Here is a 15,734-nt window from a genome sequence, read left to right as displayed (position 1 = left end):
TTCACCTAACTTATCGCGGCTTCTTGCCGAAAACTTTGATGTATTCGGCTTCGCCGCCCTTGGCCAGCGCCTCAGCCTGCTTGACCCAGTCGTCACGTTCGATGCGGCCCTTGAAATTCAGATAGCCGTCCACCCATTCGCGCTCGACCAGCTTCCATCCCGCGACCTGCGCAAACGTGAAGATGCCGAGTTCGTGCAGGGTGCCTTCAATCTTCGGGCCAACGCCGGAGATCAGCTTCAGGTCGTCCGGAGCATCCGGCTTGGCAACGCCGGCGGGACGGTTCTTGTCCTCGAGCGATGGCTTTGCCGTAGCGGCGGCAGGCTTGGCGGGTGCGCCACCTTCAGCCTTGGTTTCGCCGGAGACCTTGTCGTTGGCGGCGGATTCGGACTTTGCCGTCACCGGTGTCTTCAAGGCCGGATCGGCTTCCGGAGCATCGGTCTTCGCACGTCCGGCATTCGACGGCTGTACGTTGACGGCAGTCTCGTCGCTGACCTTCTTGGCGCGTGGTGCTGCCGGCTTTTTTTCCGGTGTCAGCAATGTGCTCAGACCGCCAACCGGAGCCGAGAAGATCCGGTCGATCTGCGGGCCTGGCTTGACGTCGGCGCCCTTGCCTGCATCGAAACGGTCGATGATGTATTCCAGCTGCGGAACCGTCAGGTCTTCATAGGTATCCTTGAAGATCATCACCATCGGTGCGTTGACGCAGGTCCCCTGACATTCGACTTCTTCCCAGGACAGCGTGCCGGCTTCGTTCGGCGTCAGCGGATTGGGATGAATGCGCTTCTTGCAAAGGTTGATCAGCTCTTCCGAACCGCGCAACATGCACGGCGTCGTGCCGCAGACCTGAACATGGGCACGCGTGCCAACCGGCTTCAGCTGGAACTGCGTGTAGAAGGTAGCGACCTCAAGGGCGCGGATATACGGCATGGTCAGCATGTCGGCGATGCTTTCGATCGCTGCCTTGGTGACCCAACCATCCTGCTCCTGCGCCCGCATCAACAGCGGAATGACCGCAGATTGCTCGCGGCCCTTCGGATATTTCTTGATCGTGGCCTTGGCCCAGACGGCATTGTCCTTGCTAAACGCAAAGGCCGCTGGCTGGACGTTTTCTTCGGCTAGTCGACGAACGGACATTCTTCCCGCACCTTATCAGTTAATCGAACCGCACCGCGATGTCGTCAGGGTGACGAATTCGCAGGCATAGGCTGACTGGTCTTTTTGCAAAAATACGATGTAGCGCGTGCCGTTCGGCACTGCGGCCCTGATCTCGTAACCCTGGCTCAGAAGCCTGCCCATGCCGCTGCCCGACGAACTGCTGATCGCAGGGTCGCCGGACTTCGGCGCGGTTTCCTGCGCAAAGGCAGGGGCCGCAGCAAGCATCGAGGCCAAAATTGTCAGGGCCATTCTGCGCATCAACGATCAACCTCGCCGAACACGATATCGAGCGAGCCGAGAATGGCGGAAACGTCCGCCAGTTGGTGGCCGCGACAGATATAATCCATGGCCTGAAGATGGGCGTAACCCGGCGCGCGGATCTTACAGCGATACGGCTTGTTAGTGCCGTCGGAGATCAGATAGACGCCAAATTCGCCCTTCGGCGCTTCGACAGCCGCGTAAACCTCGCCCGCAGGCACATGGTAGCCTTCGGTGTAGAGCTTGAAATGGTGGATCAGCGCTTCCATCGAACGCTTCATCTCGCCACGCTTCGGCGGCACGATCTTGCCGTCAAGCGAGGAGACCGGGCCAATTTTGGCGTCGCCCAGCAGACGATTGACGCACTGGCGCATGATCTTGGCGGATTCGCGCATTTCGATCATGCGGATCAGGTAACGGTCGAAGCAGTCGCCGTTCTTGCCGATCGGAATGTCGAACTCCATGTCGGCATAGCATTCGTAAGGCTGCGACTTGCGCAGATCCCATGGGGCACCCGAACCGCGCACCATGACGCCGGAAAAGCCCCAGGCCCAGGCATCGTCCAGCGTCACGACGCCGATATCGACATTGCGCTGTTTGAAGATGCGGTTGCCGGTCAAAAGTTCGTCGATATCATCGACGGTTTTCAGGAACGGCTCGATCCACTTGCCGATGTCTTCGACCAGTTCGTGCGGCAGGTCCTGATGGACGCCGCCCGGACGGAAATAGGCAGAGTGCATGCGCGCGCCACAGGCCCGCTCGTAAAACACCATCAGCTTTTCGCGCTCTTCAAAGCCCCAGAGCGGCGGCGTCAGCGCACCAACGTCCATGGCCTGCGTCGTGACGTTCAGGAGATGCGACAGGATACGGCCGATTTCCGAATAGAGAACGCGGATTAACTGGCCGCGGATCGGCACTTCCGTCGCGGTCAGCTTTTCGACGGCCAGCGCATAGGCATGCTCCTGATTCATCGGTGCGACATAGTCGAGCCGATCGAAATAGGGCACGGCCTGCAGATAGGTCTTGGTCTCGATCAGCTTTTCAGTGCCGCGATGCAAAAGGCCGATATGCGGATCGACGCGCTCGACAATCTCGCCGTCCAGTTCCAGCACGAGACGCAAAACGCCGTGCGCCGCCGGATGCTGCGGGCCGAAATTGATGTTAAAATTCCGGACGTTATGTTCGTTCATGCCGCTTGCTCCGAGCCGAAACACCTTCGCGATAGCGTCGGTGCCGGCCTTCCTTGTTCTTACTGCTTTGCCTTCTCGTCGCCAGGCAGAACGTAGTCCGTTCCTTCCCAGGGCGACATGAAGTCGAAGTTTCGGAATTCCTGCTTCAGTTCGACGGGCTCATAGACGACGCGCTTGACTTCATCATTGTAGCGAACCTCGACGAAACCGGTCGTCGGGAAGTCCTTGCGCAGCGGGTAGCCCTCGAAACCGTAGTCTGTGAGGATGCGGCGCAGGTCCGGATGACCTGTGAAGAGGATGCCGTACATGTCGTAGGCTTCCCGCTCGAACCAGTCGGCGCCCGGATAGACGGCACACGCCGACGGCACCGGCTGATCTTCGCCAGTCGCGACCTTCACACGGATGCGCAGGTTCTGCTTCGGCGACAGCATATGATAGACGACATCGAACCGGTCAGGACGCTGCGGCCAGTCGACACCGCAAATATCCGTAAAGTTGATGAAGCCGCAGCGGGCGTCATCGCGTAGGAATGTCAGGAGCGCGATCAGATTGTCGGCTGTGGACGTCAGCGTCAGTTCGCCATAGCTGATGACGGCATCCGAAATCAACGCACCGCGTGTCTCGCGGATATAGGTGGCAAGTCCGTTCAGGGCTTCACTCATGTTCAGGTCCCCTGCCCTTACCGTTCGATCGTGCCTGTGCGGCGGATCTTCTTCTGCAGCAGGAGCACACCGTATAGGAGCGCTTCTGCCGTGGGAGGACAGCCCGGCACATAGATATCGACTGGAACGACGCGGTCACAGCCGCGCACCACCGAATAGGAATAGTGATAGTAACCGCCGCCATTGGCGCAGGAGCCCATCGAGATGACGTAGCGCGGCTCAGGCATCTGGTCATAGACCTTGCGCAGAGCCGGAGCCATCTTGTTGGTCAGCGTGCCGGCGACGATCATCACGTCGGACTGGCGCGGTGAAGCGCGCGGCGCAAAGCCGAAACGCTCAGCGTCGTAACGCGGCATCGACATCTGCATCATTTCGACGGCGCAGCAGGCCAGACCAAAGGTCATCCACATCAGCGAACCGGTACGGGCCCAGTTGATCAGCTCGTCGGTCGAGGTAACCAGAAAACCCTTGTCGGCGAGCTCATTGTTGATCTCGCCGAAATACTTGTCATTGCTGCCGATCAACTGGCCGGTCGAGGGATCGACGATCCCCTTCGGCTTAGGCGCAACGAGCGTCGTGCTGGATGTCAGTTCCATTCCAGCGCTCCCTTCTTCCATTCATAAATAAAGCCGATGGTCAGAACACCGAGGAACGACATCATCGAGAAGAAGCCGAACCAGCCCATATCCTTGAACGAGACTGCCCAGGGAAAGAGGAACGCTACTTCGAGGTCGAAGATGATGAAGAGAATCGACACGAGGTAGAATCGGATGTCGAATTTCATGCGGGCGTCGTCGAATGCGTTGAAGCCGCACTCATAGGCCGAAAGCTTTTCGTCGTCAGGCGCCTTGTGGGCGACGGCGAACGGCGCGATCAGCAGCGCCAGCCCGATAACCAGCGATATACCGATGAAAATCGCGATCGGAATGTAGGAGCCGAGAAGGTCTGTCATTGTATCCGTCCCTGCCTGCGAGGCGCGCTGGAGAAGCGCAAAACAAAGGCTCACAGGCCGAAAAATATGTTGCAACGCCAAAGTGGTTAGCGCAGCCAGCGCCGCTGTGCAAGCCTTCAGAACGGTTTTCACCCCCTTGTGTCGCGGGAATGAAGACCCGCCAAAAGTTAGCATCTCCGATGGGCAGGCGCAAATACCGTGGAATCCCCGCTGGCCCATGCCAGACAGACCACCAAGGCATTGGGCGGCAACGCCGGGGACATAAGGTCGCGCTTGCTAAAATCGATTGAAATCGAAACGCAAAAACCCCGAAGAGCTGGCACGAAGGCGCACTCGGCGCGCGAAGTGGAGCTGCAACCACAGTGCATGGCCCCTATCCGGCTTTTGCATGGGTGACGACAAACCCAGGCCGCTTCTGCCCGAAAATCGAAGGTGGCAGCGCAACACCAAGAGCTGTTTACGGCGCGCTTTGCAACCCAGGATGACAAGCACAATCCTCGCACAAGCTTACCTAGGTAATGTATTTCTAATTGAGGGAGAGGTCATGGATGATATCCTCTGGCATGAGAGTGTTTTACTCGAACTGAACGACCGCCAAGACGTGATCAGCGTGTCCAGTTCGCGGGAGGCGGCCGACCTGCTCCTCAACAACTGGCCGAAGAAACGCGGCCCGAGCTACAAGCTGGCGGTCATCACCTGCCTCGATTCGTTTCGCGGAAAACAACCTCCCGAACTTGTCCGGCAGGATCTGATCGCAGCGGCGATCGAAGCGCACATCTATGTGAAGCCACGCTCCATCAGCATCTGACGCCCTCGCCGGCAATATACAACGCGAGCGGCCGCTATCGGCCACCACGGACAAAGATCTTTCAGCAATTGCCGCAACGGAACAGAGGAAGGTCTGTATACCGTGAAAAAGATTGCGCATCATCGCTATCCCCTCTTTGCGGGGATGAGGCCACCAGCAGCACGACGGCATACGCCGGATATCCTCGAAGACGACAGATGGCGCGCCGGGCAAGCCGGCACATGCATGCCGCATACCGTGCGGATCAGCCTGCTGTGCGAGGGAGAGCGCTGCGGCGAAGCCAGACCGCTGACAGCCACTGACCTGCATGACATGCTTTCTTTCAGCTTCGGACTGGATGCCACAACAGTGCGTTTCGTCTGCAATCAGATGGAGGAAGCCGGCATATGCGAACTGCGCGATGAGACCGGCAGTTCGGGATATCTGATCGAGAGAATCCTGCATGCCTGACGGCATCAAACCTCAGAACTCCTGATCGTCGCGCCGCGTAGCGCAGACGGCAAGAACCGACCGGGACCAGAGGTCCCGTCGGCTTTCAAATCACACTTGCATTTGAAATCTTAGCGGAAAATGGCGCGAGTGACGGGGCTCGAACCCGCGACCTCCGGCGTGACAGGCCGGCACTCTAACCAACTGAGCTACACCCGCGCATTATAGTACAAAGTATCCGGACATAAGCAGAAACTGCTATTCTTGAAATGGCGCGAGTGACGGGGCTCGAACCCGCGACCTCCGGCGTGACAGGCCGGCACTCTAACCAACTGAGCTACACCCGCGCATTTCATTTCAAGTCGTCCAGATGCTTTTGCATCCGCTCGAAGCGGCTAGGCCGTTTCGATGAGCGGCTAACTACGAGGTTCGTCTTTGGGTGTCAAGCAGGTTTGGAGACAAAACCGTGACAGCCATCGAATTGTTTCCACAGGCATGAAAAAGCACCCGCAAAATTCCGGGCATGCCGGGGAAGCACTTCCCCCTGCAGCATAATTTGCCTGCTCAGCCCTCCCCTTTCCCGTCCGTCACGACCCTGCCGGTTTTCCACATCCGATTTATCAGGCGACAGCCAGCGTTCGTGGGACTTTGCAAAAAAATCGAAAAAATCTTCCAATCGGCTCTTGCGGTTTTCTGCCGATACGCATAGATCACGGCCACCGACGCGGCAGACATTGCTTCTGCTTCGCGACGGGCGATTAGCTCAGTTGGTAGAGCGCCTCGTTTACACCGAGGATGTCGGCGGTTCGAGTCCGTCATCGCCCACCATTCCTTTTTCTCTCCTAAAATTTCCTTCTCAACGCTGTCTTCAGCGTTTTTGCGCGCTTTCTTAAACAGCAGCATTGATGGCTCTTGTCATATGGCCGAGGCGTTGCCATTTGTCTGCGAGCGAAAAAGCCAGCCGATCCAGCTCGATAGAACAGAGAGCCAGGACTGGCGATCGGGCGGTGAAGGGGAAATGTCACATGAAAAAAACGATTCTGGCAGCAATGCTTGCCGCAGGTCTTGCTGCCTGTAGCGCAATGCCGGAAATAAGCCCTATCCCCGGCAGCATTACCTACGGTGGCCAACCGAAGACCAAGCTGACCAAGGCTCCCGTCGGCAGTGTCGTTCATCACCAGTTGAATGACCAATACGGCAAACGTGCCGAGGAAACCTATATCATCGAGCCTGACCGTTCCCTGCGGCTGGTGCGCAGGCATCAGATCATCGATCCGAACTGACCTGGCCCGCGTTAGCGGAGGGGTTTTGTGCCGGAGAATCAGAAGAATAACAGCGCCGCGCATCCTTCATGACGCGCGGCGCTGTCGTCAGTTAGACCTCTTCCTTCTTCCGGACCGGCGCCTTGCGCTTGGGCTCTTCCGGGGCGTCTGGCGAGTAAGGGGTTTCACCCTTCGGCGTCGGCGCCAGCAGGTTTTTCAGTGCAGACAGCCGGTCTTTCAGCAGTGGGCGGAAGCGCGTTGCACGAAAGGGCATATCGGCTGCGCCATACCCTTCCGGGCCGTCATCATTGCCCCTGTCGATTTCCGCCAGCTTCACACCGATGAATTCGCCATCAATGTAATGGCTGTAGGGGCCGACCCAGCGGATCGTGTAGATCTGCCCCTTGCGAATGCCCTGATCGATCGAGACGTTCTTGAACTTATCGTCGATACAGACGACCTTTTGTCCAACATGAAAATTGTTCATCGGTAAACCCCTTAAGCGGCAGTCTGTGGGCACATGCTCCCGAGACGTAAACCTTCGCCTTCAGATATCGGTGTTCGCCCGCCTATTGCAACGCGCAAACGGCAAGAATCATTGGCCCGTCTTCATGCGGCGCCTGCGGGATGCTTATTTTACCTGATATTGTTCGTCGCTGACCAGTTCCATCCAGTCGACCGCCTTGCCGTCAAGCGCCTCCTGGATGGCGATATGGGTCATGCCGGTCGTGGCCGTGGCGCCGTGCCAGTGTTTTTCACCCGGCGGGAACCAAACGGTATCCCCTGCCCTAATGTCGCGTACCGGTTCGCCCCAGGCCTGTGCCAAGCCGCTACCGGCGGTGACGATCAGTGTCTGGCCAAGCGGATGAGTGTGCCAGGCGGTGCGGGCGCCCGGCTCGAAGGTGACGGACACGCAGCGGATCCGCGCCGGTTCCGGCGCGTCATGTATCGGGTCCTGCCGCACGCTACCGGTAAAATACTCTGCCGGTGGACGAACCGACGGACGTGATCCACAGGCTTTGATTTCCATGGCAATGGGCTCCCTTGGTGTTTGCCGCCAATACAGCGGTCGTAATTCATGGCGGAACATAGCGCGTTCCGGCCCGATGTCTCCTCGACATCTCCGTGCCAGCTTCACAGACTGGATTATAGGCACAGGCATCGCTGCCGTCACAGCGTATGGATCGTTACGTCCGGGCAAGCCTTGTGGGCAATGTCGCAGAGATGCTGGTGATGGGTGAGATAGATCACCTGCCCGACCCCGGCCATATCGGCCATCAGCGAAAAAGCATGCTCGGCGCGTCCATCATCGAAAGTTTCCATGATGTCGTCGGCGATGAAGGGAAGCGATTCGCGCGTTGCGGCGATCTCGTGATACCCGGCCATGCGCAGCGCCAGATAGAGCTGGAAGCGGGTCCCCTTGGACAGGTCGCGTGCCAGTTTCGATCCGCCGCCGGCAGCATTGGCGATCAGGAATTCGTCGCCCTTCTCGGCCTGAGTCGTCAACCCCTCGTAGTCGCCGCCGCTAATGACGCTGAAGGCCGTTGAAGCCCGGCGCATCATGGCGCTGCGGTGACGCTCGCGATAGAGCCTGAGCGCCGTTTCACCGGCCAGAATGCCCATGCGCAGCCGCAGATAGACGGTCGCCCGCTCCTCGATCTCCGCCAGCACCGTGCGGCGTTTTTCCTCGATATGGGCGGCTGCATCGCCGCCACCGATGGCAGCCAGCGCCTTTTCGGCATCGCGGCGCTCGGCATGCAATTCGGCCCCGTCCCGCTCGGCTTGCTCAAGCCGGGCCTGCAGCGCCGCCATTTCCAGGCGCAGCCCGTCCGCATCGACGGCGCTCAACAGCATTTCCGCCTCGTCGGCTCGGCCGACGCCGAGCCGGGCGGCCAGATCGGTCTCCGCCTCGGCAATCCGTTCGCGCAAGCGCTGCCTCGCCTTGACCGTTTCCAGATGGGCTCCAACCTCCACCAGCGAGCCGCTCTCAAACAGATCAAGCATGCCGCGCTTCTGCGCATCGTGGCGTTCGCGCGATTCGCCCAAGGTATGCCGTTCGACTGTGCGTGCATCATTCTCGTCAGACAGGCGCCGGAACAGCGCTTCCTGCCGTTCGGCACCAGCCAATCGGTCGCGAATCGTCTGAATAGGAACGAGGGGCTCGTCGGACGCTGCGATGGTTAGCTTTTCAGCAAGCGTCCGGACGGTGGCCGCGAAGGCCAGTTGATCCTTGCGCATGCCATCGATTCGATGATCGAGATCCGCCTTGCGCTGAATCAGCTTATCCAGATCCTGAAGGATGGTTAGAACGGGGGCGATCTCCTGCGGTGACAGAGGCGTCGTTGCCTCAGCCAGCCACGTAGCCGCGATAGTCTCCTGCCAGCGCGCGGTCCACTCTGTCATGTCAGCGTCGGCCGACGCCCATGCGGCCGTCCGTGTGCGCAGAACGGTCTCTGCCCGGTCCACGGCTTCCGCAGCTGTGACATGCGCCCGGTGGGCCGCCTGCAAATCGTTGATGATGCGCTCGGCAAAAGCGATGGCATCTTCCAGCCGTGCCGGCATGCCCTTGGCAACGCCGCTATCCTGCAGCGCCTGCGTCAGACGCTCCATGGCCTTGGTTTCATCCGCTGCGGCCAGCCGAGCGTCCTGGCGCGCGACACGTAGCTGGTTGCGCACCTCCAGAACTGCCAACCGTCGCCCAAGCCACGCCACCAGCTGGTTGAGCTTGGTATCCTCGGGCAATCCACAGCCGATGGCTGACGTCGAAATCTCCGACCGAAGTGCTGTAATCGCCGCATGCGTTGCTGCATGCTGCTGGCGGAATGCGGCAAGCTTGCCGTTACGTTCGGCGAGAGACAGCGAGAGCCCGCGTGCCTGCGCAAGGTCCTGCGATCGCGCCAACCTCAGCGCGGCCGCCTCGTCGTCCTTCTGGAGCACCGTTTCGAAAACGCGGGCGCTATCACCGTCCAGCTGTTCCGCATGCACCTGCCAGGCACGGTCGCGCTCCTGGCGCAGCGTCAAAGCCGCATCGTCGGCGGCAAAGCCGCCTGTCCGCGTCAACTCCTGAAGCTTGGCCTCATCCGCAGCCGTCAGCGCCTTCTCTTCGGCGATCCGGTCATCGAGCCGCTTCAGCTGTTCCGTCAACGCTGTACGCCGTGCCGTCCATTCGGCGATTTCGGTTTCGTCAGGAATGGAAACGGCTGCTAGACTGTCCGCATCGAGTTGCGCTGGCGACAGCGTTGCAAGCTTGTCGGTCAGAGTGTCGTCCAGTGCTGCGATCTGGCGGTTTGCCGTTTGTTGCCGCAGCAGGCAATCATTTTGACGCAGCGTTCGCAGTACATCGGCCATAAGCGCCGGATCCCCGCCACACGAAGAACTTTCAGAAGCGAGTGACGCCTGTACCCGGAGAGCCTCCGCGTTTTCCGCTTCGGCAAGCCCCTTTTCCCGCAGGGCAGCATCCAGTCGCTCGCTCAGCGCGGCGTTTTTCTGGGCGAGATCCTGCAGCCTGCCGGTGACGGCGGCCGGCAGAATCAGCGCAGCGGCGTCAGGCATATCCGCCCGGTCCAGCCGGCCAACACGGACAGCAATATCAGCGATGATCTTAGCACGCTCGTCGAGGCGATTCGGCATGTCGCTGGCAGCCGTGCGGTGACGGGCTTCCAATCCGGAACCTTCCAGATCTCGGATATCACCGGCAAGCGCCAACACGGCGGCATCCCGCTCGATGGCGGCGATTTCGGTGGTTCTCCGGTCGATGTCGCCGTCCAGCTGCGCGAGACGGGCATCGATCTCGGTTTCGTCGCGCTGCAATTGCGGCAGAAGGACATGCCAGGCGGCCGGTGGTTCCGGCAGGTCGGCGAAACCAGCAAGGTCTGAGCGCAAGCCGCGCAACCGCGCCAGAAGCGGCAGCCCCTCGATGCGGTCGCGAGCATGATCGAGAGAAACGCGCAGTTCGGCCCGCGCCTTGACGGCAAGCTCATGCCGCTCGGCAGCCGCGTCACGCACCTTGCGCAGACCGGCGAATTCACGAGCATTGATATCGATGGCGGACTTTTCGTCCTTCAGCGCCTCGAGTTCGGCCTTCAGCTCCGCCAGCTTATGCTTGCGGCCCTGCGGCTTGTAGAAAGCGTCTGCCTGCGCCTTCAGGCCAGACAAGATGGCGCTACTGTCGGGCAGCCCAGAGCTTGCCGAAAACAGCAGGGCACCAAGCTCGCCCTCGCTTTTCAGGATGCTTTCGCCCCCCTTTTCGATACTGTCATCGTCGAGCGAGAACATCATTTGATAGGTCGCCCGGTCGATCGACCCGAGCGCTGCCGAAAACAGGTTGTCCGGCAGCGGCTGGTCATCAGGCCCCAGCAGCGAGTTCTGATTGCGCTTCACCCGCGAGACAGAATGCACCCTGCCGCCGGTCTCGATGACACCGCCGACCCGCATCGTCGCATAGGGATGCAGGAAGCCATAGCCGCTCAGCCGCTCGATGCCGAACAGCAGATCGAGGAATGCTGCAAACAGCGTCGATTTTCCGGCTTCGTTCGGGCCGTAAACAAGGTGGAAATCTGCCTTTCCGGGGCGCGCCTCGCCAAAATCCAGACTGCGGCCGGTGAATTTTCCATAGCGAAGCAGATCGAGACGGTTAAGACGCATCAGTGATCAGCCCCCGCATCACCGCCGTGCAGATAGGCAAGCACGTCATCGCTGCCGGCAAGCGCCATCGTCTCGGCCAAACGCCCGGCCGCCTGTTCATCGCTGGCCAGGCTTTCGCGCAATTCGCGCGGCAGCTGCGCCAACAGCTCGTCGATCACCGCCCCCGCTTCCTGGCGAAAGGCGTGCGACGCCAAAACATCGGTGCGAATTAAGCTGGCCAGTTCCTCCACAGGGTCTGGGCCGCTCAAGGCTGTGCCCGCGTCCATGCCCCGGCAATCGATATCGATCTTCTCGACCCAGCACCCGTTGAGGCCTGCGGCAAGATTGGTGATTTCGGCCAGCAGGAAATCGGGATCGCGGCGAAGTTTCCACGCGAGCGGCGTCGTGCCGGTCAGTGAAATTCTGAGGATGAGATGGTCGGCGCCCGCCTGATGTCGCAGCGATGCCAGAGTTTCTCCCACCCTCTCCAGCATCTGGCGCCAGTCCTGTGCACCACTGAGATCGATAGCAACGCGCTCAAACACCGCCTGCCCGATCTGATGCTCCCGGTATCCCAGCACACCATCATCGCCGACGGTGACCAGTGTTACCGTCTTTGGCCCTGCCTCGTTGATATCGCGGCCCTGCGGCATGCCCGGCATGACGATCAGTGGCGCCTCCGAATGAACCTGCCGCATATGGACATGGCCGAGCGCCCAATAGTCGAAACCGTGCCGCGCAAGCTCGGCGACGCTGGTCGGCGCATAGGGATCATGGCCCGGCGTACCGGCAAGGCTGGTATGCAGCATGCCGATATTGACGGCATCGGCGACCGGTGGATAAAAGGACGGCAGAAGGCTGTCGGGCGCGTGCGGATTGGCAAAGCTGATGCCGTGGATATGGACCTCCCGTCCATCGCCGAGAGACTTGGCAAGCACCGGCTTCGCCCGCCCGGCGAACACATGCACATTGGCCGGGAACGTCAACTCGCGCGTCATTGCCGACTGCGAATCATGATTGCCACGGATCAGAAACACCGCAATCCCAGCCGCTTCCAACCGGCGTAATTCGCTCGACAGATAGAGCGCCGTGTTCATCGAGGTCTGGGAGCCATCATAGAGGTCGCCCGCGATCAGCAGGGCATCGACACTCTCCGCGAGGCACAGGTCAACGATCCTTGCGAGCGCGGTCCGGGTCGCGCCGCGCACCAGCTCGGCGAGTTCCGGATTTTTCAGTGCAAGACTACGCAAGGGTGAATCGAGATGAAGGTCGGCGGTATGGACGAAACGAAAGGGCATAACCGACCATGGCCCGACGTCCGGCCCCGCGTCAATGCCGCCGAAGGCTCACTCCAATGTCTATTCAGCGCTTTCATCGTTGCAACATTATTGGGGAGATGCGGGACCTTGGCGCAAGGGGCCGGAATTAGACTTGACTATAACACTAACAATACCGTCATTTGACATGGCCCCTCATAATATCCATATGAAACATCATGAAATCCACATTTGAAGTCTCCGACAAGCTCTTTGAGCTTTACCATCGCGTCCACCGCCTCATCAACGAATCGATGACGGAGGAAGGTGTGTCGTTGGCACGCAGCAAGTTCCTGTTTTTCCTCAGCAAGCTTGGTCCCTGCCGGTCGACCGACATCGCCGGCGCACTGAATTTTGCACCGCGAACGGTGACGGAAGCCATCGACGGGCTGGAGCGCGACAAGCTGGTGGTGCGCAAGCCCGATCCGGAAGACCGCCGCGCCAAGATCGTTTCGATTACCGATGTCGGACGCGTTGTTCTCGAAGCCGCCGAGCATCCGCGAAAACAGCTGATCGAGGAAATCTTCTCGGCACTCGACGATCAGCAGCTCGACCAGATGCACGACATTGTCAGCCGGCTCGTCGCCAAGGCGGATGAAATCCGCAAACGCAAGGAAGCGGAAGGAAACAGCGAAACTGCAGCTGAATAGCTGCATCTCTCGCCGACCCCAGCAGGTTCAAATAAAAAGGCCGGAACATCATGTTCCGGCCTTTTCCGTTCTCCGATCCTTGAAGGCCTTACATGGCGTTCATCGTACCGATCGAGAAGAACAGGGTTTCGCCCGAGGAGCCGTCGACACCATCATTGTCGGTGACGACATAGCCGTTGCCGGCAGCATCGACGGTGAAGCCTTCGACCTTGTCGACGACGTAACCATTGGTGGCGCTCTTCAGGTCCGGAATGAGGTCACGAACCTCTTCCTTCGTCACGACCGGCAGGGTACCGCCAAGCTTGGCCGGCTTGAGGTCGGCAAGCGCGACACGGTAGAGCTTCTTCAGCTTGGCTGCATCGCCGATCAGGTTGTCACGCTCGATGATGTAGGCGTAGTCGCCGTTCGCGGTGATTTCGGAAAGGCCGACCCAGCCTTCTTCGGTCTTCTCGAGCGGATAACGCACGGCGCCCCATTCCTTCGAGGAAAGCTTGTAGGAAACGAGCTTCACAAAGCCCTTCTCGTCATCGCCCCATTCGCGCTGCATGGCCATCCACAGAACCTGGTCATCGCCTTCGCCAACGCTGGTGATGCCTTCGAAGCCAAAGCGCTTTTCGTGGGCACGCAGCTCGGCGGGAATGGCGATTTCCTTCTCGATCTCGCCCTTCTTGTTCACGTGAATGATCGCGTGGCTCACCAGCTTGTCGGCGTCACCTTCATTGGCGAGCCAGAAGCCGCCCTCACCGTCCGGCGTCAGGCCTTCGCTATCGAGCTTCTGGGCCGCTGCACCGTTGCGGGTGATGCGCAGAGCATCGACGATCTTCGCCGGCTTTGCGGTCGCATCGATCGTGAAGATCGTCGGCTGCGAGGCATAGAAGCTGTCATTGACGGCATAGAGCATGCCCGGCTTGTCCTTGACCGCAGCAAGACCGGAAAGCGCGCCGAAACCGATCAGATCTCCGTCCTTCTCGGTGGAGACGATCTGCGGATAGGCGGCTTCGCCTTCCGCACGCTCATAGATCATGACATGCGAGCGGGCGCCGCCATCTTCGACGAGGTCGGTTTCGTTGGCGGTCACGAACAGGTTGCGGCTCGCAATGGCGACAGCGCCTTCAGGACCGATGCCCGACGGCAGAAGCTGGAGAAGCTCCGGCTCGGCGCCGGTGTCCTTGTAGACGCCGACGACGGATGCGCGCTCGGCAAGCACGAAGAACAGGTTGTCATCACCGAACTTGGCGGCTTCCAGGCCTTCCGGCTCGGCGCCCTTCTTGTTGCGCTTGTCCGGGTAGTGACCGATCTTGGCGATCTCGCGCTCGAAGCCAGCACCGTTCTCGTAGAGAACCTTGCCGGTCTTGTCGAAGATAGTGAAGCCGCGGGCGCCGCCCTTCCAGTCGCCTTCATTGGCGACGACGAGACGGTTGTCGTCCAGCCACTTCACGGCGTCCGGCTCGCGCGGGACATCCTTCATCTCGCCGGTGAACTTCAGTGCACCGTCCTTCTTGGTGTCGATGCCTTCAAGGTTGACAGTGCCGGCGGAGAAATGGCTCTTCACGGTACCGGTCTTGCCGTCGATGATGACGATGTAGTTGTTTTCCTGCAGTGTCAGCGCGATCTCGTCCTGGCCATTGAAGGCGACGAATTCCGGCTCCGGGTCGTCGCCGGCGACATCGGCAAGGCCGGTCAGGGTGACGTGCTTGATCGAACCGCAATCAACGACGCCGTCCTTCAGCGACAGAATCACCAGATCGCCGGCCGGCATCTGCGGGATGGCGCCGTCATTGACCTCTTCGTCGCGCTCGTTTTCGATGGCGATCGCGGCAATCGTCTTGTCCTTGTTGAGGGCGATCGAGTCCGGCTGGCCGCCGAGGTCGCAGGTCGTGTCGATCGCCTTCGAGGCAATATCCACCTGTGCGAGGATGCCCGATGGCTTGACGAAGCTTTCGCGCGTGTTGATCGCGACAAGCGCCTTGCCGGCAGCGATCGTCACCGAGGTCGGCTCACCGTCGAACGCGACGGAACCGCCGGCCTTCGGGGCCTTGGCATCGGTGATATCGATAAAGCCGATCGCCTTGTTCGGGCTGTCTGAATAGACCAGCGTGTTGCCGTCCTCGCTGGCGGCAATGATTTCAGCCGAGGTAACGGACTTCTTATCCGTACCGGCCGGCAGATTGTCGGCGACGGCGAACGAGGCAATACGATTGAATACCGGCTCTGCACTGACAGCCGATGCGGTCGAGGCGGCAAGCACGGCAGCAAGTGCTGCGGTGAGCGAAAATGTCTTCACGGGATGTCCCTCCTGAGCAATGAATATGGAGGGGTTTTGATCGCGCTGTGTAACACCCGCATGACAGAGGATGTATATTAGACAACAACAAGGTGGCAGGCAAAGGCAGTCGCCCCAAACGAAAAGAGGCCCGGGGAAAAACCC

At 59.9% G+C, this 15,734-nt stretch carries 16 protein-coding genes and 3 tRNA genes; 5 read left to right on the top strand and 14 right to left on the bottom strand.

The annotated features are described in order from the left end of the window. Window positions 1–10: 10 nt before the first annotated feature. The 6 genes from ACQY8Q_RS20740 to ACQY8Q_RS20715 are packed head-to-tail and all read right to left on the bottom strand — an operon-like array spanning window position 11 to window position 4,218. Window positions 11–1,135, bottom strand: coding sequence for an NADH-quinone oxidoreductase subunit E (locus ACQY8Q_RS20740; protein ID WP_428428286.1), 1,125 nt, complete (start codon window positions 1,133–1,135; stop codon window positions 11–13). A gap of 15 nt (window positions 1,136–1,150) precedes the next feature. Next, complete coding sequence (locus tag ACQY8Q_RS20735) at window positions 1,151–1,414, bottom strand: hypothetical protein (RefSeq protein WP_428428285.1); 264 nt, start codon at window positions 1,412–1,414, stop codon at window positions 1,151–1,153. Further along, window positions 1,414–2,604, bottom strand: coding sequence for an NADH-quinone oxidoreductase subunit D (locus ACQY8Q_RS20730; protein ID WP_428428284.1), 1,191 nt, complete (start codon window positions 2,602–2,604; stop codon window positions 1,414–1,416). The genes ACQY8Q_RS20735 and ACQY8Q_RS20730 overlap by 1 nt, the downstream gene beginning before the upstream one ends. A gap of 59 nt (window positions 2,605–2,663) precedes the next feature. Beyond that, the gene (locus ACQY8Q_RS20725; protein ID WP_037107735.1) at window positions 2,664–3,266 is read right to left on the bottom strand and encodes an NADH-quinone oxidoreductase subunit C; all 603 of its coding nucleotides are present in this window, start codon (window positions 3,264–3,266) and stop codon (window positions 2,664–2,666) included. A 17-nt stretch (window positions 3,267–3,283) separates the two neighbouring features. Then, entirely contained in the window at window positions 3,284–3,862 is a 579-nt protein-coding gene (locus ACQY8Q_RS20720; protein WP_037107732.1) for a NuoB/complex I 20 kDa subunit family protein, read from the bottom strand. Then, entirely contained in the window at window positions 3,853–4,218 is a 366-nt protein-coding gene (locus ACQY8Q_RS20715) for an NADH-quinone oxidoreductase subunit A (RefSeq protein WP_113245918.1), read from the bottom strand. Before ACQY8Q_RS20715 ends, ACQY8Q_RS20720 begins: the two co-directional genes overlap by 10 nt. 544 nt (window positions 4,219–4,762) lie before the next feature. Between ACQY8Q_RS20715 and ACQY8Q_RS20710 the strand changes: the two genes are divergently transcribed. Both ACQY8Q_RS20710 and ACQY8Q_RS20705 read left to right on the top strand, forming a co-directional pair. Then, window positions 4,763–5,026: a DUF982 domain-containing protein gene (locus ACQY8Q_RS20710; RefSeq protein WP_428428283.1), complete on the top strand. Its 264-nt coding sequence runs from the start codon at window positions 4,763–4,765 to the stop codon at window positions 5,024–5,026. A 102-nt stretch (window positions 5,027–5,128) separates the two neighbouring features. Continuing rightward, window positions 5,129–5,476 (top strand): hypothetical protein, encoded by a 348-nt coding sequence (locus ACQY8Q_RS20705; protein ID WP_428428282.1) that lies wholly within the window; start codon window positions 5,129–5,131, stop codon window positions 5,474–5,476. 121 nt (window positions 5,477–5,597) lie between these two features. Here ACQY8Q_RS20705 and ACQY8Q_RS20700 read toward each other — a convergent pair. The 3 genes from ACQY8Q_RS20700 to ACQY8Q_RS20690 form a co-directional block, all read right to left on the bottom strand. After that, a tRNA-Asp gene (locus ACQY8Q_RS20700) sits at window positions 5,598–5,674 on the bottom strand. A 51-nt stretch (window positions 5,675–5,725) separates the two neighbouring features. Then, window positions 5,726–5,802: transfer RNA gene (locus tag ACQY8Q_RS20695), tRNA-Asp, on the bottom strand. Between the two features lie 95 nt (window positions 5,803–5,897). Beyond that, window positions 5,898–6,131, bottom strand: a complete 234-nt coding sequence (locus ACQY8Q_RS20690; RefSeq protein WP_428428281.1) for a hypothetical protein — start codon at window positions 6,129–6,131, stop codon at window positions 5,898–5,900. Between the two features lie 76 nt (window positions 6,132–6,207). Here ACQY8Q_RS20690 and ACQY8Q_RS20685 point away from each other — a divergent pair. Both ACQY8Q_RS20685 and ACQY8Q_RS20680 read left to right on the top strand, forming a co-directional pair. Beyond that, window positions 6,208–6,283, top strand: a tRNA-Val gene (locus ACQY8Q_RS20685). 197 nt (window positions 6,284–6,480) lie between these two features. Next, entirely contained in the window at window positions 6,481–6,738 is a 258-nt protein-coding gene (locus ACQY8Q_RS20680) for a hypothetical protein (protein WP_428428280.1), read from the top strand. A gap of 91 nt (window positions 6,739–6,829) precedes the next feature. Here ACQY8Q_RS20680 and ACQY8Q_RS20675 read toward each other — a convergent pair whose 3' ends face one another. The 4 genes from ACQY8Q_RS20675 to ACQY8Q_RS20660 form a co-directional block, all read right to left on the bottom strand. Continuing rightward, a complete protein-coding gene (locus tag ACQY8Q_RS20675; RefSeq protein WP_428428279.1) occupies window positions 6,830–7,204 on the bottom strand; it encodes a CAP-Gly domain protein in 375 nt (124 codons plus the stop codon). 144 nt (window positions 7,205–7,348) lie between these two features. Next, window positions 7,349–7,747, bottom strand: coding sequence for a (R)-mandelonitrile lyase (locus tag ACQY8Q_RS20670; protein ID WP_428428278.1), 399 nt, complete (start codon window positions 7,745–7,747; stop codon window positions 7,349–7,351). A 140-nt stretch (window positions 7,748–7,887) separates the two neighbouring features. Next, window positions 7,888–11,361 (bottom strand): AAA family ATPase, encoded by a 3,474-nt coding sequence (locus tag ACQY8Q_RS20665; RefSeq protein ID WP_428428277.1) that lies wholly within the window; start codon window positions 11,359–11,361, stop codon window positions 7,888–7,890. Continuing rightward, window positions 11,361–12,638, bottom strand: a complete 1,278-nt coding sequence (locus tag ACQY8Q_RS20660) for a metallophosphoesterase family protein (RefSeq protein ID WP_428428276.1) — start codon at window positions 12,636–12,638, stop codon at window positions 11,361–11,363. Before ACQY8Q_RS20660 ends, ACQY8Q_RS20665 begins: the two co-directional genes overlap by 1 nt. Before the next feature lie 197 nt (window positions 12,639–12,835). Here ACQY8Q_RS20660 and ACQY8Q_RS20655 point away from each other — a divergent pair, with 197 nt between their 5' ends. Further along, complete coding sequence (locus ACQY8Q_RS20655) at window positions 12,836–13,306, top strand: MarR family winged helix-turn-helix transcriptional regulator (RefSeq protein ID WP_428428275.1); 471 nt, start codon at window positions 12,836–12,838, stop codon at window positions 13,304–13,306. A gap of 88 nt (window positions 13,307–13,394) precedes the next feature. Here the strand turns inward: ACQY8Q_RS20655 and ACQY8Q_RS20650 are convergent, their stop codons facing one another. Then, on the bottom strand, window positions 13,395–15,590 hold the full coding sequence (locus tag ACQY8Q_RS20650) for an esterase-like activity of phytase family protein (protein WP_428428274.1): 2,196 nt from the start codon (window positions 15,588–15,590) through the stop codon (window positions 13,395–13,397). Window positions 15,591–15,734 lie beyond the last annotated feature (144 nt).

Origin of the sequence: Pararhizobium sp., from assembly GCF_965279435.1 — a bacterium.
GTDB lineage: Bacteria > Pseudomonadota > Alphaproteobacteria > Rhizobiales > Rhizobiaceae > Pararhizobium.
This window is presented reverse-complemented; position numbering and strand designations above follow the sequence as displayed.